Here is a 22,467-nt window from a genome sequence, read left to right on the forward strand (position 1 = left end):
TGCTCACGAACCGGTGTGGAACTCCGTGGCGAACTCGGTGATGAGCGAGACCGTGGCGTCCTTGGTGACCGCGGTCGCGCCGCCGTCGACCGGCAGCGCGACGCCGGTGATCCACGCCGACAGATCGCAGGCGAGGAACAGTGCGGCGTTGGCGATATCGCGGGCTTGGCCCGCGCGCCCGATCAGCGTCTCGCCACCGATGCGGTCGCCGATCCCGGTCAGGAACTCGTCCTCGCGGTCTCGGCTCACCCCGAACATGTCGGTGATGATCGAGGTGAGGACCGCGCCCGGCAGGATGGCGTTCGAGCGGATGCCGGTGCCCTGGTTCTCCATGGCGGTTTGACGGACCAGGGCGAGCACGGCTGCCTTGGCCATCGAGTACGCGGCGCCGTTCCACCCGGCCTGCAACGCGGCGACACTGGCGGTGGTGATGATCGAGCCCGGGCTGCCTTGTGCACGGAACTGCCGGGCCGCGTACTTGTGCGCGGCGACGTGGGCCTGCAGGTTCAGCGCCAGCGTGCGGTCGAGTCCTGCCGGAGTGAGGTCATCGATCGGCGAAAGATCCACGGCGGCACCGGCATTGCTGAACATGACATCGAGTCGGCCGAAGGTGTCCACCGCGACGCTGACGACGGACTCGACCTGCTCCGCGGAGGTGACATCCGTGCGCACGAACAGTGCCGAATCGCCGAGGTGTGCGGCGGCGGCCGCTCCGCGTTCGTCCTGGATGTCGGCCAGTACCACCTTCGCCCCGTGTTCGACGAAGGTTTCCGCGCCGGCAAGGCCCATTCCGCTCGCCGCGCCGGTGATGACGGCGACCTTGCCGTGTAACAGGCTCACAGCGGCCACTGCAGGTGTTTGACTTCGAAGAATTCGCGGAATCCTTCTTCGCCGCCTTCTCTGCCGATGCCGCTGTGGCCGGGGCCGCCCCAAGGGGCGTCGGGGCGCATGCCGCCGCCACCGTTGATGGTGACGGTGCCCGAGCGCAGCCGCCGGGCGAACTCGATGGCGGCGGGCGTCGGTCCCCAGACGTTGGCGTTGAGGGCGTATTTGACGTCGTTGGCCATGCGGACGGCGTCGTCGAGGTCGGTGTAGGGCATGACGACGCCGACGGGAGCGAAGAGTTCTTCCTGGGCGATTTCGGCTTCGTTCGGCACACCGGTCACCAGGGTCGGCTCGAGGAAGAATCCGTCGTCGAGGCCTGCCGGTCGGCCGCCACCGACGGGGATGTCGGCGCCCGCGTCACGTGCTCGGGCGAGGAATCCTTCGACGTTGGCGCGGTGCTCGCCGGTGATGAGTGGGCCGATGACGGTGTCGGGTGCGAGCGGGTCACCGACGGTGAGGGCGCGCAGGAACGCGCCCGAACGCTCGACGTATTCGTCGAAATCCGCCTGTGGCACCAGGGTTCGTGTGGTCGCTCCGCAAGCTTGGCCACTGTTGCGGGTGAACCGCAGCGCCGAGGCGGGGACCGCGCGTTCCAGGTCGGTGCCTGGCAGCACGATGTTGGGTGACTTGCCGCCGAGTTCGAGGACCACCTTCTTCAACGTCGGTGCGGCCAGGGTGAGGATCGTGCTGCCGACGGTGGGGGAGCCGGTGAAGGTGACCATGTCGACTTCGGCGGCGGTGACGACCTGTTCGGTGACCGGCGGTGGTCCGAACACGAAATTGACCGCGCCCGGGGGGAATCCGGCCTGCTCGACCAGCCTGACGAAGGCGGCGGTGAGCAGCACTGCTTTGGGCGAGGTGACCAGTACGGTGGAACAGCCTGCGGCGAGGGCGGCGCCGAGTTTGTAGGCGCTCATCATGATCGGCACGTTGTAGGCGACGATCGCGGCCACCACGCCCGCCGGTTGGCGCAGCAGCAGGCTGCTGGTGGTGATCGGGTCGTGGTCGAGCGGCATGGGCTGTTCGTAGCCGTCGCGGGGGCCCCGGATGGCGGCGTCGGCGAACCAGCGGAAGAACTTCGCGGGCAGGTCGACGTGGAGGGTGGGTCCGCTGCTGATCGGGGTGCCGATCTCGGTGGCCGCGAGCCCGGCCAGTTCTTCCCGGTTCTCGTCGAGCAGCTCGGCGAGGCGGTGCAGCAGGGCGCCGCGCTCAACCGGACCGAGACGGCTCCACGCACCACCGTCGAAGGCGCGTCGGGCAGCGGAGACGGCCGCGGTCACCTGGGCGGGGCCGCTGGCTGGGGTGAGCGCCACCTGGAGTCCGGTCGCGGGGTTGATCGTGGCGATGGCGTCGCCGTCACCACCGCTCCAGCGACCGTCTATGTAACTCGCGGCCGCGCCGATCAGTGTTGTCATGCCTGAATCCTGTTCGGGTAGAGATTAATTCGTGAAGAGGGCGGTCATCCCGCCATATAGCCACCGTCGACGACGAATTCGCCGCCGGTGGCGTAGGCGGCACGGTCGGACAGCAGCCAGCACGCCATCTCCGCGATCTCGCGCGGCTGGGCGAGCCGGGCCGAGGGGATGCGCGCCATGATGGCGTCGCCGCTGCGCCGCTTGGCGTCCTTCATCAGGTCGGTGTCGGTGTAGCCGGGGCACACCGCGTTGATCCGGATGGTCGGCGCGTATTCGATGGCGGCGGTCTTGGTGAGCCCGATGACGCCGTGCTTGGCCGCCGAATATCCGGCGGTGGTCTTGAAGCCGGTGAGCCCGGCCAGCGACGCGGTGTTCACGATAGCGCCGCCGCGCTGGGCTTCCATTTGCGTCAACTCTGCTCGCAGGCAGAGCCATACGCCTTTGAGGTTCACCGCGATCGCGCGATCGAAGGCGTCCTCGTCCCACTCGCCGACGCGGCGGCCGCCTTGGCCGATCTGCCCGCCGCTGACCCCGGCGTTGTTGAACGCGCCGTCGAGGCGGCCGTATTCGGCGACGACCGCGTCGATCAACGCGGTCACCGCGGCACCGTCGGTGAGGTCCGCGGGCAGTGCGAGAACTTCACCGCCCGCGGCGCGCACCTGCTCGGCGGTGGCTTCCAGGCGGTCTTCGGAGACATCGGTCAGCGCGAGCCGCGCGCCTTCCTCGGCGGCGAGCAGCGCTGTAGCCGTACCGATCCCGCCTGCGGCGCCGGTGATGAGGACGACTTTCCCGTCGAGCATCATGAGCGATCTGTCCTTTCGGAACGAATGGTGGCGGGTGCGGACTTATCCGACGCGGGAAGCCGGCCAGTCCTGGGCGGGGGAGCGCCACGCGGGCCAGTGGTCCTCGGGTTCGGGCCGGGTCACCGACACGTGGTGGAAGCACCGCTGGCACTTCACGACCATGCGCGGACCGAGGAAGTTGGCGACGGGATAGCGGGCCAGCTCGGCCGCACCGCAGGCCGGGCACGCACCGTCGACGGGCACGCGTTCGACATACACGCGGTCGGTTGCGGGGCGGGGGAACAGGAGTCGATCGACTGACATGGGAGTGGTCCTTGTCTTCAGAGGGTCCAGGTGAGGGGAGTGGCGACCGGCACCCGCCAGCGCCCCTCAGCACGCTCGGTCGCCAGGTGTGCACGCTGTGCGGTAGTGGCCGCTTCGTCGACCTCGCCGTCAGCGAGCACGACTCCGTAACCGGCAGCGGCGAATTCGGGGCTCACCAGTCCGGCCCGCACGTCGGCGGCGACCCGATCGGCTTCGCGTTCGAGTGGGTCGCCCCAGCCGCCACCACCGCCGATGACGAACCGCAGGGCGTCTCCGGCCTTCAGGATCAGTCCGGAGAACTTGCCCGTCCGATAGCGCGCGCCCCGGCCGAATTCGCCGTGGTTGGGGTCGGGCCTGCCGTCGGCGTCGAACATGCCGAACAACGGCTCGATCCCGCGCAGATCGAGCGGATCGCCGTGCCGGGCGAGATCGAAATTCTCGATGTACCAGCCGAATGCGGGAGCGCCCGCGCCGCCGCCGTTGGACCCGGGCGCGCCGACGCGGATCCGGTCGGCGGTGACGGTGACCATCGTGTCGGACTCGGCGTAGATCGAATACACCGAACCGGCACCGCCGCGATACCGCCCCGCACCGGCGGTGTCGATCACCATCTCGTGCTGGACGACGACCAGCGGGCTCTCGATCTCGAGGTGTTCTTGGACGGAGGTGCGGCAGTTGCCGATCGGGATCACACAGAACGAGACCCCGTCTTCCTTCCAGGTGCCGCCCCAGCCGCCACCGGCGAGCGCGAACGCACCCCATGGCATGCCCTCGTGCCCGGCGCGGGTGTCGATACCGCCGAGGCTGACGACCACCGCGGTGCCGGTGTCGCAGGCGAAGGCTTCGTCGGTGGCCTGACTCAGCGCCTGGGTTACCACATTGATGCCGCGGGCGCCGATATCGGCGTGGTTGGAGCAGCTCGACGGCGGCAGTACCTGTACCACGCTGCCGGGCGGCAGGATGGTTTCGACCGGCCGCAAGGTGCCGCTGTTGACCGGGGTGGAGGGGTCGACCATCAGCTTGACCGCCTCGATGCAGCGGGTGGCCTCGCACCAGGCGGTACCGCAGTTGCCCAGCGGCTGACGGCCGGAACCGGAGAAGTCGATTTCCATCGAATCCCCGCGGACCTTCACGGTCACGTGCACGGGGATCGCTTCATCGCTCACGCCGTCCTCGTCGAGGAAGTCCTCGGCCGTGTAGTCGCCGTCGGGGATGCTCGCGATGCCGCGGCGCATGCTCGCCTCGGTGGATTCGATGGCATAGCGTCCCGCCGCACGGATCTTGTCCAGGCCGCTGCGGGCGACGAGTTCCTGCAGCTGCCGTTCGCCGACGACCAGGCAGCCGTGCAGCGCGCGCAGGTCTCCGAGCACGAGCTGCGGTACCCGGTTGTTCTCGAGGATGAAGTTGAAGGTCGGCCGCACCGGAACGTCGTTGGCGTACAACAGTGTCGGCGGCAGTTTGAGCTGTTCCTCGAAATGGGTCTGGGTGCCGTTGGAGAAGCCGCCGGGGATCGCGCCGCCGAGGTCGACCAGGTGCGAGGTGGAGTGCAGTAGGAACTCCACGCGGCCGTTCACGAACACCGGACGCAGCAGGTTCACGTCGGACTGGTGGATGGTGCCGCGCCACGGGTCGTTGACGAAGATGACATCACCGGGCTGCATCGTGTCGATGTCCCAGTCGTCCATCACGAAGTTCGCGATGTGCGGTGCGGTGAAGGCGTGCTGCATGCAACCCTCCCACAGTGCGACGGTCTCCCAGCCGTCGTCGGTGCGCATGTGGATGGCGCTGGTGCAGTCGAGGATGTCGCGGCAGACCGGGGAGAAGGCGCTGCGCATCAGGGAATCCAGCATTTCGCGGGCGACTTCGATGAGGCCGTAGCGCAGGATGTCGAGTTCGACGTCGACGGCGGGGCCGGGGGTTTCGATGGTGGTCATGGTTGCTCCTCAGGCCTGCGGCTCGATGATGAGATTGAGGTCGTCGTCCACGTGGGCCACCCGGCCGGGCAGCACCAGGGTGGTCGCGAATTTCTCGGCGATCAGGGCGGGGCCCTGCACCGGGTGGTGCGGCGCGAGACGTTCGCGGACGTGGATCGGTACCTCGACGGGTTCGGTGGTGCCGGGCACGGTCAGCCGGGTGGTGCGTAGGAAGGACTCGCCCTGCTCGGGGGTGTGGTCGGCGGCGCCGAGTTCGCGCGGGATCACCGCGGTCACTTCGACGGTCGACACGACCACGGGGATCTCCGGTGCCGCGAAACCATAGGAGTCCTGGTAGAACTCATGGAATCGGGGGATCAGTTCGCCGACCCGCTCGGCGGTGATCGCGCCCGCCTCGATCGGCAGCCGGTTGTCCCAGGTCTGACCGCGGTACATCGCGAACACGGCGCGTTCGAAGCGCAGGCGCGACACGTCGATGCCCTGGTCCCGCAGATCGGTCCGGATGCTGTCCTGCAAGGCCGTGAACGCGGCCTCCACAGCCTCGGCGTGGTCGGGCGCGAGCGGAGTCATGATGGATTGCGCGCGTGTGACCATCAGATCGCTGCGCAGCAGACCCAGTGCGGAGAACTGGCCGGGGCTGCGCGGCACGATCACCTTGTCCAGGCCGAGGATCCGACCGACCCGGTCGGCGAGCATCGGTCCCGCCGAGCCGGACGGTTGCAGGGCGAACTCGCGGACGTTGAGGCCACGGTACACCGAGATGCTGCGCACCTTCGCGGCGATGTCCTGGCAGGCGATTTCGTAAGCGGCCGAAGCGAGTTCGAGCGCCGACATGCCCCACTGCTTGCCAGTGGTGCGCAAGGCCTCGACGGCGCCGTCGACATCGAGTCGGATCGCGCCGTTGGCGAACAGGTCCGGCTGCAGGATGCCGAGTGCGGCACACGCGTCGGTGAGGGTCGGTTCCACGCCGCCGCGCTGGTAGCAGACCGGGCCCGGATTCGATCCGGCCGAGGCCGGGCCGACGGCGACAGTGCCGAGGGCGCTGGGCCGGATCAGGCTACCCGCGCCGGAACCGATGCTCTCGACGTCGACCAGCGGCATGGTCAGGGTCAACCCGGTCTCGAGGGTCCAGGTGTCGGTGAGCGGGGTCTTGCCGCCACGAATCGCGGCCACATCGGTGCTGGTGCCGCCGACATCGATGGTGAGCAGGTTCGGGACGCCGCTCTCGTCGGCGAGCTTGACGCTGCCGCTCACCCCGCCGACCGGGCCGGAGACGAGCTGGAACACCGGTGCCCGGCCCGCGTCCGCGAAGGTCGCCACGCCGCCGTTCATCATCATGATCCACAAGGTGCCCCGGTAGTCCTGCTCGGACAGCCGGGCCATCAAGCGTTCGAGATAGCCGACGACGGCCGGTCCCACGTAGGCGTCCAGCGCCACGGTGGTGGTGCGTTCGTGTTCGCGCGTCACCGGATACAGCGCCGAGGTCTGGATATAGGCGCCGGGCAGTTCCTCGGCGACGATCTCGGCGGCGCGCTGCTCGTGCGCGGTGTTGATGTAGGAGTTCATCAGGCATACAGCCACCGAGCGGGCGCCCTGTTCGCCGAGTTCGCGGACGGCGCGGCGCACGGCGTCCTCGTCGAGCGCGAGCAGTTCGGTGCCGTCGTAGCGCAGCCGACCCGGAACACCGAAGCGGGATTCGCGCCGCACGATCGGGCGCTCCTGGTGCGGGCGCAGCCAGGTGGGATCGTAGAAACGGTCACCGAATTCGCGGTGCATGCGCCCGATGTCGAGCAGATCGCGGTGGCCGCCGGTGGCGATCAGGCCGGTGTGCGCGCCCGTGCGGCTCAGCAGCGCGTTGATCCCCACCGTGTGCCCGTGCACGATCTCGGCGACCTCGGGCACGGCGACGTCGATCGCCGCCAGCGCCGCGAGGACGCCGACCTCCTGTTCCGGGGTGGACAGCACCTTGCCGTCGCGGACCTCGCCGGTGGCCTGGTTCAGCCCGATGATGTCGGTGAACGTGCCACCGACGTCGATGCCGACGATCCAGTCGGCTTCCCGTTCGCTCTGTGTCATCCCGCGCCTCCGTGCCGTGTGCGGCGGCAGTGCTGCCGCTCTATGTCACACGTCACTTTTCCGCTCGGCGGGCACGACGACATCTGGCGCGGGTGGGAGATTCGTACGACCTTCGGCCGGTTCGGTGTCATCAGGCGCGCAGCGACCCGGACGAGTTCGAGTTCCGCAACCAGATCGACACCGCCTCCGCGCGATTGGCGGCACCCAGCTTGCGCAGCACGCGGGTGATGTGGGTTTTGACGGTGCCCTCGGAGATGGTGAGCTTGCGGGCGATGCGGGCGTTGGAGTCGCCCTCGGCGAGCAACCGGACGATCTGCACTTCCCGGCGGGTCAGCACGGAGTCGTCGTCACGGCTCAGCGCGATCGACTCCGCGATAGCGTGCCGCGGCGCCGACCACCGGCCCAGCCCGTCGAGCTGGGCACGAATCGCCGACATCCCCTCCAGCACCGACAATCGCGCCAACTGCTGGCTCACCCCCTGCGCGAAGGCGGACAACAGCAGTTGATCGACATCGTCGAGCAAGCGCTGCTGGTGATAGCAGTCCCCGTGCACGAGGCCGACCACCTCACCGTCGACCAGCAGCGGTGCGATCCCGTACGAGGAGGACTTGGTGATCGCCGCCAGCGGGCGGTTGACTCGCGGATGGTCTTGCACCTCGTGTACGAGTACCGTGCGTGCGTCGACCACCGTGTCGTTCTCGACCAGCCCGTGGTCGAGGATCGGCGGGTTCTCCCGCCCGACCGCGACAATATCGGCCGCCCACTGGGGATCGCGCACGACGTGCATCGTGTGCAGTCGCCACGCGCCGTCCACGGTGGAGACCAACGCGCGGTCGAACCCGAGGCCGCAGGTCGCTTCCGGGATACGGGTGAGCAGCGAATCCACGGTGGTCGCCGAACTCACTTCCGACAGCGCGGCGTGCACTTCGCTCAGCCGCTGGGTCCGGTTCGCGAGCCGCATCTGTGCCCGCATCGATTCCGCCGCCCTGATCCGGTCGAGAAGACCGATCAATTCGGCCAGCCGCGCGGGAGAGGAGCCGTCCGTTTCGCGCAGTGCGCGGGTGGTCACCACGTCCCAGAGTTCGCCGAGGTCCCAACCATCGGTGGGTTGGTGATTCTCGGCGGGATCGCGGTCGAGCAGGGTGTACGCGTGCTCGGCGATCTCGGTGATGGTGGCGTTCAGCTCAGCGACGCTGTACTGATTCGATGCGCTGCGCATACTCGGCTCCTGTAATCCGCCAGTATTAAGTAAAATATATCAATTTTCGGTATCGAGGTCTGCGGTCGTGCCGCGTCCTGGCTGTGGGCCGGTGTGGTCGGTCAGGGACTGGAGTCGAGGCCGCCGCGGCCCGCGGTCTCCGACGGCAGTTCACCGAACTTTTCGCGGTACTGCTGTGCGAAGCGGCCGAGATGGAAAAAGCCCCACTTCATCGCCGCGTCACTCACCGAAACCGCGCGGCCGGAAGACAATTCGTCACGCACCCGGTCGAGTCGCACGGATCGGACATAAGCGCTGGGCGACATGCCTACCGCGTCCCGGAAGGCCAATTGGAGCGCCCTGGCGGTGACCCCGGCGCGGGCGGCGAGTTCGGCGGTCGAGATGTCGGCATCGGGATGAGCGTGGATGTAGGCGACGGCCTCGCGCACTCGCGCGTGTCCGATGCTCGGCGCGGAACCGGTCAGTATCGGTGTCAGCTGGCTCGGTGCGGTGAGCAGAATCTGTGTCATCAGCGTCGACTCGAGTTCGCGGCAGGCCAGCGGCATCGTCGACACCCCACCTTCGCGGGCCAACTCGTCGTAGACGAACCGGGTCGAGGCCAGCAGGGCGCGACCCGCGGGGGAGTCGATGGGGAAGGTGAGATCGAACAGGACCGGCTCGGTGTCCCGGCGACCGAGCAGCCGAGCCGCGTGGCGTTCGAACGGCACGCGGCGCAGATTGATGTGATAGTGCGCGGCGTCGGCGCTCCAGCGGATGGACACCGGCGCGTCGTGCACGAACGCCACTCCGGCCTCACCCGCGCCGAAGGATCGGCGGATGCCGTGTTGTGCCACCGTGCTCTGTCCCGCGACGGACAGATTCACGTGATAGCACGTCTGCATCGGTGGTCCGTCGATGCGCGCGTCGGTGCCGTAGGCCATCCGGCCGACGGTCAGACTTTCCGACCGCACTGTCTCCAGGGCGAAGTCGATCCCGCGCCGCTCGTCGAGGACGAGTTCGTGGTGGGCGAAGGTCGCGGCCACGTGCTCGTGGGCGGCGGCCGGATCTTCCGTGCGAAAGGTGCTCACGCACGCCACGGGTGCTGACGACAACGGCAGACCCCTCCTTTCAGGCGTGATGGGTATCACATAATGAATATAATATACTTTCGACAATCCCAGTCATGCTTCGCTCGACGGACAGTGGGCTTTCGCCGGGCGGATTGTGACCCAGGTCTCCCGATCCTACCGTCGTCCTCACGGCACCCGGCCGCACATTTCATCGCCGCAGGAGGACCCAGCCATGGCTGACGCACCGACACCACTCGAGGTGAACCGCGAACACCGCGACGGCACCTGCCCACGATGCGGCGCCGCCGAACTGCGCGCGTACCCCGTCGTCGCCGAACAGGGCTGGGTTCAGGTCGTCAAGTGCCAGCAGTGCCTTCACTCCGTGTCGCGGGAACCGTGGCACCGGCTCGGCCCCATCCAGCTGCTCGCCGACCTCGTCTGAGCACCGAATCATTTCAGGAGTCATCATGATCGCAGTCGATGTGGGCGGCACGTTCACCGACGTCGTCGCCTGGCGCGACGGGTGGATCCACACCGCCAAGATCTCCACCGACTACGCCGAGGTCGCAGGCGCGGTACTGCGTGGCGCCGAGGTGCTCGGCGTAGCCGATGCGGCGGTGTTCAACCACGCCAGCACGCACGGCCTCAACGCGGTCATCACCCGCCGGCTGCCGAAGATCGGCTTCCTGACCACGGAGGGTCACCGCGACATCCTCGACATGGGCCGCGTGTGGCGCCCGGCCGAGGCCATCCTCGACCCGCATTGGCGGCGCAGTTTCGGCGACGCCTCCAGGCCGCTGGTGCAGCGCTACCTGCGCCGCGGCATCCACGAGCGGATCACCGCCGACGGCGGAGTGTTGTTCGCACTCGACGAGGACCAGGCCAGGGCCGAACTCGAGGTGCTGCGCCGGTGCGAGGTCGCCGGCGTCGCGATCTGCCTGATCAACGCCTACGTCGACCCCGTGCACGAAGTGCGGCTGCGTGAGCTGGTGCGTGAGGTGCTCGGCGACGTGCCGTGCTCGATCTCGAGCGAGGTGTCGCCGCTGGCCAAGGAATACGCCCGCGCCTCCACCACCGTGATCGACACGCTGATGAAGATCATCTATTCCGATTACACCGCGGGCCTGGAGAAGGGCCTGAGCGAACTCGGTTTCGCCGGTCAGCTCAACTTCGCCGACTGCGCGGCGACCCTCGTCCCGTCGGCGCAGGCGATGGAGCAGCCGTTCCGGATCGTGTTCTCCGGTCCCGCCGCCGGAACTGTCGCCTGCGCGCACTTCGGCGCGCTGATCGAGGAGAACGACCTGCTGTGTGCCGACGTGGGCGGCACCTCGTGTGACATCAGCGTGGTCAGCGGCGGCGAACCGTTCGTCGACACTACCTTCGAACTCGAGCACGACCTCGTGGTCAACGCCCTCGCCAACGACATCTCCAGCATCGGTGCGGGCGGCGGCAGCATCGTGTCGATCGGTTCCGCGGGCGAGATCCAGGTAGGCCCCGACAGCGCGAGGGCCCAGCCCGGACCCGCGTGTTACGGCCGCGGCGGCACCCAACCGACGACAACCGATACGTGCCTGTTGATCGGAATACTCGACGCCGACGACTTCGCGGGCGGGGAACTGCAACTCGACGCCGCCGCGGCGCGACGGGCGCTCGACAGCCTGGAAACCGAACTCGACCTTGCTCATCGGGTGCGCTACGCCTACGAGATGGCCGTCAACAACATGGCCGAGGGCGTATTCAACGTCGCCATCAAGAACGGTGTCGACCCGCGCGACTACAGTCTGGTCGCCTTCGGTGCGGCAGGCCCGATGCTGCTGCCCGCAGTGCTCGACACCGTGCAGTGCAAGCAGGTGATCGTGCCACCGAATCCCGGCCTGTTCTCCGCGGTCGGATTGCTTTCCACCGACCAGGTTTTCACGGTCGACCGCAGCGCGTACCTCATGCTCACCGGCGAGGCCGCCCCCGCGATCGACGCGTTGTTCGCCGAGATGGAGGAACAGCTGCGGGCGCGCACGGGCGGCGGGTCGGTACGGATGCTGCGCAGCATGGACGCGCATCTGGCCGGGCAGAGCTGGGAGACCCCGTTCGTGCCGGTGCCGAGCGGCACGATCGACGAGGCCGCCGTCGCCACCATGGTGACGGCCTTCCACGACACCTACGAGGCCCGCTCGGGCAACCGCTTCGAGATCATGCCCGTCGAAGGCGTGACGTTCCGGGTGCGCGCGGTGCTCGACACCCCCAAGGTCGAATACGCCGCGCTCCCGGCCCGGTCCGCGGCCGACGGGCCGCTCACCCCGATCCGCACCGTGACTCTGCGGTACCTGGGTGACCTCGACGCGGACGGTGTCGGCGCCCAGCAGGCCCAGGTCTACGACCGCACGAGCCTGCGAGCCGGCGATGTGCTCGACGGCCCCGCCGTGGTCGAGGAGGAACTGTCGACCACTCACGTCGGCGCGGGCCAGCAGGCCACCGTCGGTGCGTACGGCGAAATCGTGATCCGGAGGAAGTGACATGTCCAGTCCAACCATCCCCACCGCCCCCCGGCTGCGAGACCTCACCGATGCCCAGTTCCGCGAGCGCTACGGTGCCGACCGGTTCAGCGCCACCGTGATCACCAACCGGCTGCGCTACGCGGTCGAGCACATGTCCACCGGCTTCATGCGTGAGGCGTTCTCGCCGATCATCCGCGACTGGTACGACTTCGCCTGCACCATCAGCGGTCCCGCGAACAAGGGCTATCCGATGGCCGTGGTCAGCAACAGCCTGGTGGTGTTCCTCGGCACCATGGGCGACGCGGTCCGCAATGCCGTGGAGGAGTACGGGCCCGAGAACCTGCGTCCCGGTGACGTCCTGATCTGCAACGACCCGTATCGCGGCGGCAGGCACGTGAACGACGTGGCGTTCACCCGGCCGGTGTTCGTCGACGGGGAGATCGTCTCCTTCGTCACCATGTGCGCGCATCAGCTCGACATGGGTGGCACGGTGCCCGGCGGTTTCTCGGCGACCAAGAGCAACGTCTACGAGAACGGGCTGGTGATCCCGCCCATGCTGCTGTGGTCGCAGGACGAACCGGTGCGCTCCACCTTCAGCCTGATCTTCGACAACACCCGCTGGGGCGGCATGTTGCTGCCCGACTTCAAGAGCATCTTCCAGCAGTTGAAGCTTGGGGAGCGACTGGTGCTGGAGAACATCGACCGCTACGGGCTCGGGGCATACCTCGGCACGTTGGACTACTCGTGCGACACCTCCGCCGAGCGGATGCGCGACGCGATCGCGCTGGTACCCGACGGTGACTACGCGGGCTCGGCGCTGATCGACGCCGACGGTCTCGACGACACCGTCGACTACACCGTTCGGGTGCTCGTGCGCAAGCGTGGCGAGGACATGGAGATCGACCTGTCCGGCACCTCGCCGCAGGCACGGACCTGCATCAACTGCGGTGTCCTCGACGCCAAAACCGCTGTGGGCGTCGCCCTCACGATGCTCCTCGACCCGAAGGTGCCGTTCACCTCGGGCACCTGGCGCAACGTCGACATCGCGGTGCCGCCGGGCACCATCGTCTCCTCGCTGCCGCCCGACGGCGGCATCATGATGTTCTGGGAGGCCTCGGGGGCTGTCGCGTCGGCGATCTTCGACGCGCTCAATCCGGTCCTCGGTCGACACGGCGTCGGTGGTGACTACGGGTCGACCAATACCCACAACGCGTCCGGTCTGCGGGCCGACGGCACCCCGTGGACCTCGGCCACCCAGTGCGGCGGCGAGCACGGACCCTGGGGCGCAACCCACGTCGGCGACGGCGACAGCTACACCGTCCTGTTCACGCTCAACAACCTCGACCCCGCGACCGAGACGATCGAACGCGATTCGCCGGTGGTGCTGTTGCGCAAGGAACACGCCATCGACACCGGCGGCGCGGGCACCTTCCGCGGCGGGGCGGCCAATCTCAAGGACGCGCTGTGGCTCACCGCGGGTGCGCACTACCTGTCGCCCTTCCGCACCAAACAGCCCTCGGGCGTGGGCGCCAACGGCGGACAGGCCGGGCCCACCGGGGCGATGTGGCTGTTCCCTCCGAGTGACGACGACGCGGCCCCGAACCTGCTCGGCACCGACCCGCGGGTCTACGCCGACAGCGTGCCCGTCGCCGGGGTGCTCGACCCCGACACCAAGGCGCTGGACCCGGTCGACGGCCGCTACCACTACTTCGCCGCCGAACAGGTGTGGGCGACGGGACCGAACACGATCCTGCGGTGCCTCACCAATGGTGGTGGCGGATGGGGCGATCCGTTGCAGCGTGATCCCGAACGGGTGCTCGCCGACGTCCGCAACGAGTACGTGAGCATCGCGGGCGCCGCGCGCGACTACGGGGTCGTCGTCGAGGGCGACCCGCGCCGGGACCCCGAGGGCCTGCGCATCGATCACGAGGCCACAGCGCGGCTGCGCGCCCGCCCCTGAGCCTGATTGCCGTAAGAGACAGGAGACAACTGATGAAGGGGATCGTGTTCCCGGGAGACGGGACGACGGTGCTGAAGGACTTCCCCGAACCCGAGCCGGGCCACGGCGCTGTGGTGGTGAAGATCCGCGCCTCGGGGATGTGTGGTTCGGACCTGCACTTCTACCACGGCGCTTTCGATTTCGACCACGCGGTGATCCAGGGTCACGAACCGTGCGGTGAGGTGTACGCGGTCGGCGCGGGGGTCGACCCGGCCCGGTTCGCGGTGGGTGACCGGGTGATGATTCACCACTATTTCGGCTGCAACACCTGTCGTCGTTGTCGTGCGGGCTGGCCGCAGATGTGTGAGACCGCGCCGGGCAAGACCATGGCGGTGCACGTCAACGGCGGTCACACGTCCTTCGCCCTGGTGCCGGTGGCAGCGCTGCTGCCGATGCCCGAGGGGCTGTCGTTCCAGGCAGGCGCGGCCATCGGCTGCGGCACCGGGACGGCGTGGGGCGCGATCAAGCGGGTCGGTGGCGTCGCGGATACGACCACGGTGGTGTTCGGGCAAGGGCCGGTGGGACTTTCGGCGACGATGTTCGCCGCGTCGATGGGCGCCCGGGTCATCGCCGTCGATGTCGACGATCGCAGGCTCGCCGAGAGTGAACGCTTCGGTGCCGATCTCGTGGTCAATTCCCGCGAGCGGTCGGTGGCCGAGGTGGTCGCCGAACACACCGGTGGCCGGATGGCCGATGTCGTGCTGGAAACGTCGGGTCGGGCCGGTGACGACGCCCTCGCCGTGCTCGGCACCTTCGGCCGGGCCGTGTTCATCGGCCTGCCCGGTCACGTCGAGTTCACGACCCAGGCCGTCTACAAGAACCAGTGGACGCTGATGACGTCCTGGACCATGTCGACGATCGAGCAGGCACGCTGCGCTGATTACGTTGTCGCGCACAAGCTTCCGGTCGACAACCTCTATTCGCACACCTGGACCATCGAGCAGGCCGAGGAGGCCTACCGGTGGTTCGACAAGCAGGACGCGGGCAAGGGCGTCTTCCTGTTCGACTGACCGCCAAGCCTTTCGCTGACTCGGAGAGAACTATGACCACCACTCATTCAGAGCCGGCGTTCGTCGGCACGGCCAAGCACAACCTGATCGGCGGGCGCTGGGTGCCCGCCGCCTCGGGCGAGACCATCGACGTAGTCAATCCCGCCACCGGTGCCACCATGGGGACCATCGCCGCGAGCGGCGCCGCCGACGTGGACGCCGCCGTCGCGGCCGCGCGCGCCGCCTTCGAGGGCGAATGGAGCCGCTGGACCCCGCACCAGCGTCGCTCGCTGATCCTGCGCGTCCACGACCTGGTCGTCGAGAACTTCGAGGAACTCGCCACCATCGAAACCCTGGACATGGGCGCCCCGCTGGCCCGGACCCGAGGCCTGCGGGAGTGGACCTCGCAGGTGCTGCAATTCTTCGCCTCGCAGGTCGACGCGGGCGCGGCCAGTACTCCGCCGAACTCGCTGCCCGGTGATTTCCTGACCCTGCGCTATCGCGAGCCTGTCGGCGTGGTCGGCGGGATCATCCCCTGGAACGGCCCGCTCATCGGCCTGTGGTGGATCTTCGGTCCGGCACTGGCGACCGGCTGCACGGCCGTGCTCAAGCCCGCCGAGGACGCGTCGCTGTCGGTGCTGCGGGTGGCCGAATTGCTCACCGAGGCCGGTGTTCCCGACGGTGTCGTCAACGTGGTGACCGGCTACGGCAAGGACGCAGGCTCGGCACTGGCCGAGCATCCCGGGGTCGACCGGATCGCGTTCACCGGTTCGGTGGGCACCGCCCAGACCATCGTGCGGGCCTCGGCCGGGAACATGAAACGGCTGCAGCTCGAGCTCGGTGGCAAGTCGCCCGACATCGTATTCGCCGACGCCGATCTGGACCTGGCGGTGCCGGGCGCGGCGATGGGCGTGTACACCAACAGCGGCCAGGTCTGCGTCGCCGGGACGCGAATCTTCGTCCAGCGCTCGATCCACGACGAATTCGTCTCGCGCATGGCCGAATTCACCAAGACGATCCGTGTGGGCGACGGTCTCGACCCGAACAGCCAAATGGGCCCGCTGATCTCACAACGCCAGCTCGACCGGGTGCTGAACTACATCGACATCGGCTCCGGTGAGGCCGAACTGGTCAGCGGCGGTAAGCGGCTCGACGGTGACCGCGCATCGGGATTCTTCGTCGAACCCACCGTCTTCGCCTCCGCCACCAACGAGATGACGATCGCGCAGGAGGAGATCTTCGGCCCCGTGGCGACGGTGATCCCGTTCGACGACATGGACGAGGCACTGCGCCTGGCCAACGCGACCCCGTACGGGCTGGCCGGCGGTGTCTGGACCGGGGATCTCAGCACCGCGCACAAGGTTTCGCGCGGCATCAACGCAGGCACGGTCTGGGTCAACTGTTACGGCGTCCTCGACCCGTCGGTCGGCTTCGGCGGAACGAAGATGAGCGGCTACGGCTGGAAGGGCGGCCGCGAACACGTGGAGAGCTACCTCTACCCGAAGGCCGTTTACATGAACCTGGGCTGAGCCGCCCAGCGAGAATGGCGGGGAGACAATGTCGTCTCCCGGCCATTTTCCTGTTCGTCGAGGACCAGCGAGTCACGCGCAGGGTGCACGATCCCGGAGCGGGTCGGCGAGGAAAAACGCCGCCACCGCGGCGACGGCGCCGACCACACCGAGGCAGTGAAAGGCGGCGGTGTAGCCGTCGACCTTGCTCGCCTACGCATGACCACGATTCCCATCTACCACGGACCGATGATGCCGCCGATCGCCTGCAGTGCGAAGAGCGCGCCGATCACCCCGGCGGTCTGGCGCGGCGGGCACGTCGCGATCACCGCGGCATCGAGCAGCGGGAAGATCACCACCACCAGGCCGTAGGCCACCGACACCGCGATCACCGCCAGCAGCGGCGACCCGAGCAGGGCAGGCTCAGCAGCCATCGGGGAATGCGCGTGGCCAGGCCGGACCGGCCATCGCGGGAGGGTGTTGATTCCGAGCGATGCGGTCATCGCCACAGCGACGCCGATCCTCACCCGTTCATGCTGATCACGACTTTGCCGACTGCTTCGCCCGAGCGCAGCCGATCGGCGGCTTGCTGGAACTGCGTCAGATCTACGGTGCGGTCGATCACCGGTCGGATCTGTCCGCGGGCGACGGCGGGGATCACCTCGGGCAGGAGCCCGGCGATGACGTCGGCCATCTCCTGGTCGCGGGTGAATCCGAACGAGACCCCGTGCACCGTGAGGTGGCGGTAGGACAGGGCGTCGAGGTCGATGGTGGCGGCCGGGCCGGCGAGTCGGCCGATATTGAGGACGTGGCCGTCGACCTTGGTCGCGGGCAGGCATTGGGCGAAGGTCTGGCCTGCGATGTGGTCGAGAACCACGTCGACGCCCTGGTGGTCGGTCGCATCGAGGGTGGCCTGAGTGAGGTCCTGCTCGTCGGTGACAATCACGGTGTCGACACCGGCCTTTTCCAGCAGGTCGCGTTTCGTTGCGGTGCGGGTGGTGCCGATGACCTGGGCGGCGCCGAGGGCTTTGGCCAATTGGGCGCCGATGAGTCCGATGCCGGTGGAAGCGCCGGTGATGAGCACGCTCTGGCCCGTGGTGAAGCCGGCGGTGGTGAGTGCGCCGTGTTCGGTGAGCAGGCCGGTCGGTAGCGCGCACGCGACGGCGGGGTCGAGGTTGTCGGGGCGGGGGAGGACGAAGCGTTGATCGGCGACGACGTATTCGGCGAACGACGACGGAATCGATCCCATCACATGGTCACCGACCCGCCAGGTGTGGACGTCGTCACCGAGTGCGACTACCTCCCCGGCGTATTCGAATCCCGCGATGAACTCGTTGCCGTGTCCGCCGTGGGTCGGGTCGGCCTCGGCGAGCATCGGCAGGTCGGCATTGTTGGTGGCCGCGGCCCGGTTGCGGATCAGGATCTGGCCCGGTGCCGGCTGCGGGCGTGGGACTTCCCGCAGCACCCAGTCGGGGCCGATTCCGGAAACGAGTGCGCGCATCGTGCCGGTCAATCTGTGCTCCTCCGGTGGCTGGGTCAGCGGTGCGTAAAGAGCTGCGGCCGGGGTGAAGTTGCTGTTCACCCCGGCCTGGACCCGGTCAGTCGAACAAGTCGAGAAGTGATCCCTCGTTGTCAGTGCCGATTATTCCGACCGGCTTGCTACTGGCATCATCGAGGATCGCGTCGAGGTTCGCCTGGATGTCCTCCGGCGTCGCCTCGGGGTTCGTGTAGCCGTCGTTCATCGTGAGTGCGAAGCGCTGCATCAAACCACCCTGGCTGAGGAGTGTCTCGCCGGTGATGGAACAGTCCTCATGCGCGAGATAAGCGACAGTCGGGGAGACCATTGCGGTGGTCATCGTCTTCTCGAGCTTCTTTTTGAGATCGTCGGGGATCTCCGCCTCCGCCGCCATTCGCGTATAGGCGGTGGGGGCGATCGCGTTCACGCGAATACCGACTTTGAGCGCCTCCATGGCGAGTGTGCGGGTGAACGAGAAGATGGCGCCCTTGGAGGCGACGTACGCGCTCTGCTGTTCGAACCCGACCAGCGTCGGCGAAGCGGTGTTGACGACTCGCCCCGCGCCCGACGCGATGAGATGCGGCCATGCGGCGGCCGTCACGGCCGCGGTGCCGAGGAAGTTGACCTCGATGTGCTGCCGGATGCCTTCGATCGCATCCGGGCCGAAAGGCGTCATGTGGTTGATGCCGGCATTGTTCACGACGATGTCGAGACGTCCGAATTCCTCGATCGCGGTCTGCACGATCGCCTCGGCGCCGGTCGACACACTGTCGTAGTTGGCGACGGCCTTCCCACCCGCCGCGATGATCTCGGAGACCACGTCGTCGGCCGGAGAGGTATCGGACCCTTGCCCGGCGGCAGTAGATCCGAAGTCGTTGATCACGACCGATGCTCCCCGTGAGGCCAGCAGCAGCGCGTGCGAACGGCCGAGCCCCCGGCCGCCGCCCGTGACGATGGCGACCTTCCCGTCAAAACGCAACATGGTCTCTCGCTTCCCTCCATGCGGGGCATGGACGCAGTTCGACGGGACGCGGGGCGGCCCATCAGAGTCTAAAATATATTTAATAGTATATGTTGGACGGAGTGTGTCGACGCAAGAGATCGGGCGAAATCAGCCGGCGGGTGGTCGGCGCCCGGCTGTTGACGGGCCCCCAGCCCGCGGCCATGCGGATGAGCCAGGCCCCGCAGGTTGTACGAGCGAGTCGGCGCAGTTGGGGTTGGCCGCACGGGGTCCGCTATCCACGGGTCGGGCCCCTCCGGCCGAGCGGTAGTCCAATCGGATTGTCCATCTACGCGAGGGCCAACCGACGATCGACCGCGGCCTCCGCGCTCATGGGTCGGGAGGCAGCGGCAGGGAGTCTCTGCGCGCTGATTCGGAGTCGTCGAAGTGGGTACGCCGATCGTGAACACAACCAAGCATAATGCGTAATTTTTGCTTGAAGTCGAACTGGAGGAATCACGGATGACGGGTATCAAGCTCCGACCACTCGCGCAGCAGGTGGCCGTCGTCGCCGGCGCATCCAGCGGGATCGGTAGAGAGACCGCGCTTCGGCTGGCCGCCGCCGGAACGAAGGTGGTGGTGGCGGCTCGCAACGAAGCGGGGCTGGCGACCCTCGTGCGCGAGATCGAGGAAGCCGGTGGGGAGGCTGCGTATGCCGTGTGCGATGTCAGCGATCGGGCTCAGGTCGAGTCCGTCGCTGAACTCGCCGTAAAGGCATTCGGTCGTATCGATACATGGGTCGCTGTCGCGGCTGTGGTCGTCTACGCGGATTTCGAACACACCACACCCGAGGAGTTTCGTCGGCTGATGGACATCAACTTCATGGGCCAGGTGCACGGCTTCCAGGTGGCGCTACCGCATCTGCGGCAGGCGGGCGGGGGTGCGCTGGTGTCGGTCGGGTCGGGTGAGACGGTGATCTCCATGCCGCTCAACAGCGCCTATGCCGCGTCCAAACATGCTGTCGAAGGGATGCTGGACGCGCTGCGGCGCGAGCTGCAAGCCGCACACACGCCGATTTCGGTGACCAGTATCAAACCGGCCGCGATCAATACGCCGTTCTTCAACAACGGCCGCAACAAGATGGAGGTGAAGCCGAAGGGCGCCCCACCGTTCTACGACCCGGCTGTAGTCGCCGAGTGCGTTCTGTACGCCGCCACTCACCCGGTCCGCGACCTCTACGCCGGCGGTGCGGCCAAGCTCATGAAGGTGACACAGCATCTCACTCCGAGAGTGGCCGACGTCGTTCTGGCCAAATTCGGTATCCCGATGGAGCAAACAAAGGACGCGGCGACCGAAACCGACGGCAATCTCTACGAGCCCAGCGGGGACGCACGCGTTCAGGGGGACTTCGGAAAACAAGCGTTGCCGTTCAGTCCCTACACCTGGCTGGCGACCCACCCCACCGCACGCCGCCTGCTCTGGGCCGGTGCGCTCGGCGGGCTGGGAACGAGATGGGCCGCCCGCGCAAGGACCGCCGTGTAAGCACCGGCGCACACTGCGCCCGACTCGGAAGCTCCGACCGACGAGAGAGGAAGCTCATGACAACCGACAACATCGAACACGTTCGGATCAAGGCACTGGCCTGGGATCTCGCGGCCGACATCTACTATCCACCCGGATTCGACGTGGGACAGAAGTACACCACGATCATCAGCGCCCACCCCACCGGTAGCTGCAAGGAACAGACCTCCGGCAACATCTACGCCACCGCGCTGGCCGAGCGGGGGTTCGTCGCGATCGCCTTCGACGCGAGCTTCCAGGGTGACAGTGGCGGCGAACCGCGCCTGATCGAGGACCCCGGCTTCCGTGCCGAGGACTTCAGCTACGTCATCGACTACCTGGTCACCCAGCCTTGGGTCGATGAGAACCGCATCGGGGTGCTGGCCATCTGTGGTGGCGGTGGCTATGCCGTCAGCGCGACCATGACCGAGCGCCGCATCAAAGCCCTGGGTACGGTGACCGGCGCCAACGTCGGACGGCGGATGCTCGAGGGATTCACCGAATACGACCCGCTCGGCGCGCTCGAGGCGATGGCCGCGCAGCGCACCGCCGAGGCTCGTGGCCAGGACGAGCAGGTCAACGATCTGCTGCCGCCGTCGCCGGAAGCTGCCGAGCAGGCAGGTCTGACCGATGTCGACCTGGTCGAGGCGACCGAGTACTACAAGACCGATCGTGGGCGTAAACCCAACGGTCGCACCAGCTTTCTTTTCTCCCGGCAGGCCCGACTCGTCGGCTGGGACGCCTATACCCGCGCCGAGATCCTGCTCACCCAGCCGTTGTGCATCGTCGTCGGCGACAAGCCGGGTGCGTTCGGCGCCTACCGCGACGGGTTCGAGCTCTACCAGCGTGCCGCGTCCACCGACAAGGACCTCGTCGTCTTGGAGGGCGTGACGCACTACGACCTCTACGACAAGCCCGAAGCGGTGTCGCAGGCGTTGGACCGCCTCGTGCCCTTCTTCAAGGACCATCTCCGACCGGTGGCTCCGACGTCGAGCGCGTAATCCAGCGAGCTCTTCAGCTTGTCACGCGCGATCCTGGCGGTATCAGCTGGCGCTGAGGGCGCTCGCGGGGTCTGTACCTCCCGGGAGTGGGAAGATCCACGGGTGGGACGGAGTGTTCGGCAACGGGATACCCTCGGCCCGTCGCGGCTGCCCGAATGTGAAGGCCCAGAGGAGGACTCGATGGGTACCCATCGCACCGTGCGGGAGGTCGTGGACCTGATCGTCGAACTCGGTCTCGTCGATTCGGACATCCTCACGCGGCTGCCCTTCGTGGCGGAATCGGTCGAGGAGCCGCTGACCTATTACGGACACACCGAGCAGAGTGCCGTACTCAATCTACTCAGCGAGGTCGGCATCCGATACAGCTTCAGCTACAAGGCATTTCGCGGCATCGATGACTGCACCGACGACGAGCGGCGGGAGTGGTACGAGTCGGCCTTGCAGTCGATCGCCGCCTGCAGCCGCGGCGTGGTGACCATCACCGATGTCCGGCTGGTGGAGGGGGAGTCGAACTGGGAGCTCCTGTTCGATTCCAACGGCGTCACCGAATCGTGGCCGGTCTATCCCGGCGACGACGAGGACGTGGAAGCCTCGCTCGTCTTCGCGACCTATCTCACCGGAATTCACACCGGTGTCGCTGAACGATTCTGTTCGGTCGACCCGCCGGACGAAGATGTCAGCGGGGAAGCCGTCTTCGGTGATCCGAAGGCGCTCGCTCGCCTGGGTGCGCATTTCGGCCTCACCTTCGGGCCATAGGTCGGCGGGCGATCATCGCCGG

At 67.6% G+C, this 22,467-nt stretch carries 19 protein-coding genes; 8 read left to right on the forward strand and 11 right to left on the reverse strand.

Annotated features, from left to right (window positions below; all coding sequences use genetic code 11):
- Nucleotides 1-3: 3 nt before the first annotated feature.
- The 8 genes from ACGF7Y_RS21945 to ACGF7Y_RS21980 form a co-directional block, all read right to left on the reverse strand.
- The gene (locus ACGF7Y_RS21945) at nucleotides 4-840 is read right to left on the reverse strand and encodes an SDR family NAD(P)-dependent oxidoreductase (protein WP_393236428.1); all 837 of its coding nucleotides are present in this window, start codon (nucleotides 838-840) and stop codon (nucleotides 4-6) included.
- Complete coding sequence (locus ACGF7Y_RS21950) at nucleotides 837-2,300, reverse strand: aldehyde dehydrogenase family protein (protein WP_393236429.1); 1,464 nt, start codon at nucleotides 2,298-2,300, stop codon at nucleotides 837-839. The genes ACGF7Y_RS21945 and ACGF7Y_RS21950 overlap by 4 nt, the downstream gene beginning before the upstream one ends.
- A 44-nt stretch (nucleotides 2,301-2,344) precedes the next feature.
- Nucleotides 2,345-3,103, reverse strand: a complete 759-nt coding sequence (locus tag ACGF7Y_RS21955) for an SDR family NAD(P)-dependent oxidoreductase (RefSeq protein ID WP_393236430.1) — start codon at nucleotides 3,101-3,103, stop codon at nucleotides 2,345-2,347.
- Nucleotides 3,104-3,145: 42 nt separating this feature from the next.
- The gene (locus ACGF7Y_RS21960; RefSeq protein ID WP_393236431.1) at nucleotides 3,146-3,406 is read right to left on the reverse strand and encodes a hypothetical protein; all 261 of its coding nucleotides are present in this window, start codon (nucleotides 3,404-3,406) and stop codon (nucleotides 3,146-3,148) included.
- A 17-nt stretch (nucleotides 3,407-3,423) separates the two neighbouring features.
- Nucleotides 3,424-5,340: a hydantoinase B/oxoprolinase family protein gene (locus ACGF7Y_RS21965; protein WP_393236432.1), complete on the reverse strand. Its 1,917-nt coding sequence runs from the start codon at nucleotides 5,338-5,340 to the stop codon at nucleotides 3,424-3,426.
- 9 nt (nucleotides 5,341-5,349) lie between these two features.
- Nucleotides 5,350-7,416: a hydantoinase/oxoprolinase family protein gene (locus tag ACGF7Y_RS21970; protein ID WP_393236433.1), complete on the reverse strand. Its 2,067-nt coding sequence runs from the start codon at nucleotides 7,414-7,416 to the stop codon at nucleotides 5,350-5,352.
- 130 nt (nucleotides 7,417-7,546) lie between these two features.
- Nucleotides 7,547-8,635: a response regulator transcription factor gene (locus ACGF7Y_RS21975; protein ID WP_393236434.1), complete on the reverse strand. Its 1,089-nt coding sequence runs from the start codon at nucleotides 8,633-8,635 to the stop codon at nucleotides 7,547-7,549.
- A gap of 101 nt (nucleotides 8,636-8,736) precedes the next feature.
- Nucleotides 8,737-9,702 (reverse strand): AraC family transcriptional regulator, encoded by a 966-nt coding sequence (locus tag ACGF7Y_RS21980; protein WP_393236435.1) that lies wholly within the window; start codon nucleotides 9,700-9,702, stop codon nucleotides 8,737-8,739.
- Between the two features lie 214 nt (nucleotides 9,703-9,916).
- Here ACGF7Y_RS21980 and ACGF7Y_RS21985 point away from each other — a divergent pair, with 214 nt between their 5' ends.
- The 5 genes from ACGF7Y_RS21985 to ACGF7Y_RS22005 are packed head-to-tail and all read left to right on the forward strand — an operon-like array spanning nucleotide 9,917 to nucleotide 16,693.
- Nucleotides 9,917-10,126 (forward strand): hypothetical protein, encoded by a 210-nt coding sequence (locus ACGF7Y_RS21985; protein WP_393236436.1) that lies wholly within the window; start codon nucleotides 9,917-9,919, stop codon nucleotides 10,124-10,126.
- A gap of 25 nt (nucleotides 10,127-10,151) precedes the next feature.
- A complete protein-coding gene (locus ACGF7Y_RS21990) occupies nucleotides 10,152-12,194 on the forward strand; it encodes a hydantoinase/oxoprolinase family protein (protein ID WP_393236437.1) in 2,043 nt (680 codons plus the stop codon).
- 1 nt (nucleotide 12,195) lies between these two features.
- On the forward strand, nucleotides 12,196-14,136 hold the full coding sequence (locus ACGF7Y_RS21995; RefSeq protein WP_393236438.1) for a hydantoinase B/oxoprolinase family protein: 1,941 nt from the start codon (nucleotides 12,196-12,198) through the stop codon (nucleotides 14,134-14,136).
- A 32-nt stretch (nucleotides 14,137-14,168) separates the two neighbouring features.
- On the forward strand, nucleotides 14,169-15,185 hold the full coding sequence (locus ACGF7Y_RS22000) for a zinc-binding dehydrogenase (RefSeq protein ID WP_393236439.1): 1,017 nt from the start codon (nucleotides 14,169-14,171) through the stop codon (nucleotides 15,183-15,185).
- Between the two features lie 32 nt (nucleotides 15,186-15,217).
- The gene (locus tag ACGF7Y_RS22005; protein ID WP_393236440.1) at nucleotides 15,218-16,693 is read left to right on the forward strand and encodes an aldehyde dehydrogenase family protein; all 1,476 of its coding nucleotides are present in this window, start codon (nucleotides 15,218-15,220) and stop codon (nucleotides 16,691-16,693) included.
- A 215-nt stretch (nucleotides 16,694-16,908) separates the two neighbouring features.
- Here ACGF7Y_RS22005 and ACGF7Y_RS22010 read toward each other — a convergent pair whose 3' ends face one another.
- The 3 genes from ACGF7Y_RS22010 to ACGF7Y_RS22020 form a co-directional block, all read right to left on the reverse strand.
- Nucleotides 16,909-17,106, reverse strand: a complete 198-nt coding sequence (locus ACGF7Y_RS22010; RefSeq protein WP_393236441.1) for a hypothetical protein — start codon at nucleotides 17,104-17,106, stop codon at nucleotides 16,909-16,911.
- 89 nt (nucleotides 17,107-17,195) lie between these two features.
- The gene (locus tag ACGF7Y_RS22015; RefSeq protein ID WP_393236442.1) at nucleotides 17,196-18,185 is read right to left on the reverse strand and encodes a zinc-binding alcohol dehydrogenase family protein; all 990 of its coding nucleotides are present in this window, start codon (nucleotides 18,183-18,185) and stop codon (nucleotides 17,196-17,198) included.
- Between the two features lie 85 nt (nucleotides 18,186-18,270).
- On the reverse strand, nucleotides 18,271-19,170 hold the full coding sequence (locus tag ACGF7Y_RS22020) for an SDR family NAD(P)-dependent oxidoreductase (RefSeq protein WP_393236443.1): 900 nt from the start codon (nucleotides 19,168-19,170) through the stop codon (nucleotides 18,271-18,273).
- 480 nt (nucleotides 19,171-19,650) lie between these two features.
- Here ACGF7Y_RS22020 and ACGF7Y_RS22025 point away from each other — a divergent pair, with 480 nt between their 5' ends.
- The 3 genes from ACGF7Y_RS22025 (at nucleotide 19,651) to ACGF7Y_RS22035 (ending at nucleotide 22,445) form a co-directional block, all read left to right on the forward strand.
- The gene (locus ACGF7Y_RS22025; protein ID WP_393236444.1) at nucleotides 19,651-20,670 is read left to right on the forward strand and encodes an SDR family oxidoreductase; all 1,020 of its coding nucleotides are present in this window, start codon (nucleotides 19,651-19,653) and stop codon (nucleotides 20,668-20,670) included.
- A 56-nt stretch (nucleotides 20,671-20,726) separates the two neighbouring features.
- The gene (locus ACGF7Y_RS22030; protein WP_393236445.1) at nucleotides 20,727-21,689 is read left to right on the forward strand and encodes an alpha/beta hydrolase; all 963 of its coding nucleotides are present in this window, start codon (nucleotides 20,727-20,729) and stop codon (nucleotides 21,687-21,689) included.
- A gap of 180 nt (nucleotides 21,690-21,869) precedes the next feature.
- The gene (locus ACGF7Y_RS22035) at nucleotides 21,870-22,445 is read left to right on the forward strand and encodes a hypothetical protein (protein ID WP_393236446.1); all 576 of its coding nucleotides are present in this window, start codon (nucleotides 21,870-21,872) and stop codon (nucleotides 22,443-22,445) included.
- The last annotated feature ends 22 nt before the right edge of the window (nucleotides 22,446-22,467 follow it).

It is taken from the genome of Nocardia sp. NPDC047654 (assembly GCF_043205035.1).
Taxonomy (GTDB): Bacteria; Actinomycetota; Actinomycetes; order Mycobacteriales; family Mycobacteriaceae; genus Nocardia.

Bases quoted from the DNA above. Each gene is read 5' to 3' on its own strand.
- ACGF7Y_RS21950 (WP_393236429.1), bottom strand. From the start codon at position 2,300: ATGACAACACTGATCGGCGCGGCCGCGAGTTACATAGACGGTCGCTGG.
- ACGF7Y_RS21955 (WP_393236430.1), bottom strand. From the start codon at position 3,103: ATGATGCTCGACGGGAAAGTCGTCCTCATCACCGGCGCCGCAGGCGGG.
- ACGF7Y_RS21960 (WP_393236431.1), bottom strand. From the start codon at position 3,406: ATGTCAGTCGATCGACTCCTGTTCCCCCGCCCCGCAACCGACCGCGTG.
- ACGF7Y_RS21965 (WP_393236432.1), bottom strand. From the start codon at position 5,340: ATGACCACCATCGAAACCCCCGGCCCCGCCGTCGACGTCGAACTCGAC.
- ACGF7Y_RS21970 (WP_393236433.1), bottom strand. From the start codon at position 7,416: ATGACACAGAGCGAACGGGAAGCCGACTGGATCGTCGGCATCGACGTC.
- ACGF7Y_RS21975 (WP_393236434.1), bottom strand. From the start codon at position 8,635: ATGCGCAGCGCATCGAATCAGTACAGCGTCGCTGAGCTGAACGCCACC.
- ACGF7Y_RS21985 (WP_393236436.1), top strand. From the start codon at position 9,917: ATGGCTGACGCACCGACACCACTCGAGGTGAACCGCGAACACCGCGAC.
- ACGF7Y_RS21990 (WP_393236437.1), top strand. From the start codon at position 10,152: ATGATCGCAGTCGATGTGGGCGGCACGTTCACCGACGTCGTCGCCTGG.
- ACGF7Y_RS21995 (WP_393236438.1), top strand. From the start codon at position 12,196: ATGTCCAGTCCAACCATCCCCACCGCCCCCCGGCTGCGAGACCTCACC.
- ACGF7Y_RS22000 (WP_393236439.1), top strand. From the start codon at position 14,169: ATGAAGGGGATCGTGTTCCCGGGAGACGGGACGACGGTGCTGAAGGAC.
- ACGF7Y_RS22005 (WP_393236440.1), top strand. From the start codon at position 15,218: ATGACCACCACTCATTCAGAGCCGGCGTTCGTCGGCACGGCCAAGCAC.
- ACGF7Y_RS22010 (WP_393236441.1), bottom strand. From the start codon at position 17,106: ATGGCTGCTGAGCCTGCCCTGCTCGGGTCGCCGCTGCTGGCGGTGATC.
- ACGF7Y_RS22020 (WP_393236443.1), bottom strand. From the start codon at position 19,170: ATGTTGCGTTTTGACGGGAAGGTCGCCATCGTCACGGGCGGCGGCCGG.
- ACGF7Y_RS22025 (WP_393236444.1), top strand. From the start codon at position 19,651: ATGACGGGTATCAAGCTCCGACCACTCGCGCAGCAGGTGGCCGTCGTC.
- ACGF7Y_RS22030 (WP_393236445.1), top strand. From the start codon at position 20,727: ATGACAACCGACAACATCGAACACGTTCGGATCAAGGCACTGGCCTGG.
- ACGF7Y_RS22035 (WP_393236446.1), top strand. From the start codon at position 21,870: ATGGGTACCCATCGCACCGTGCGGGAGGTCGTGGACCTGATCGTCGAA.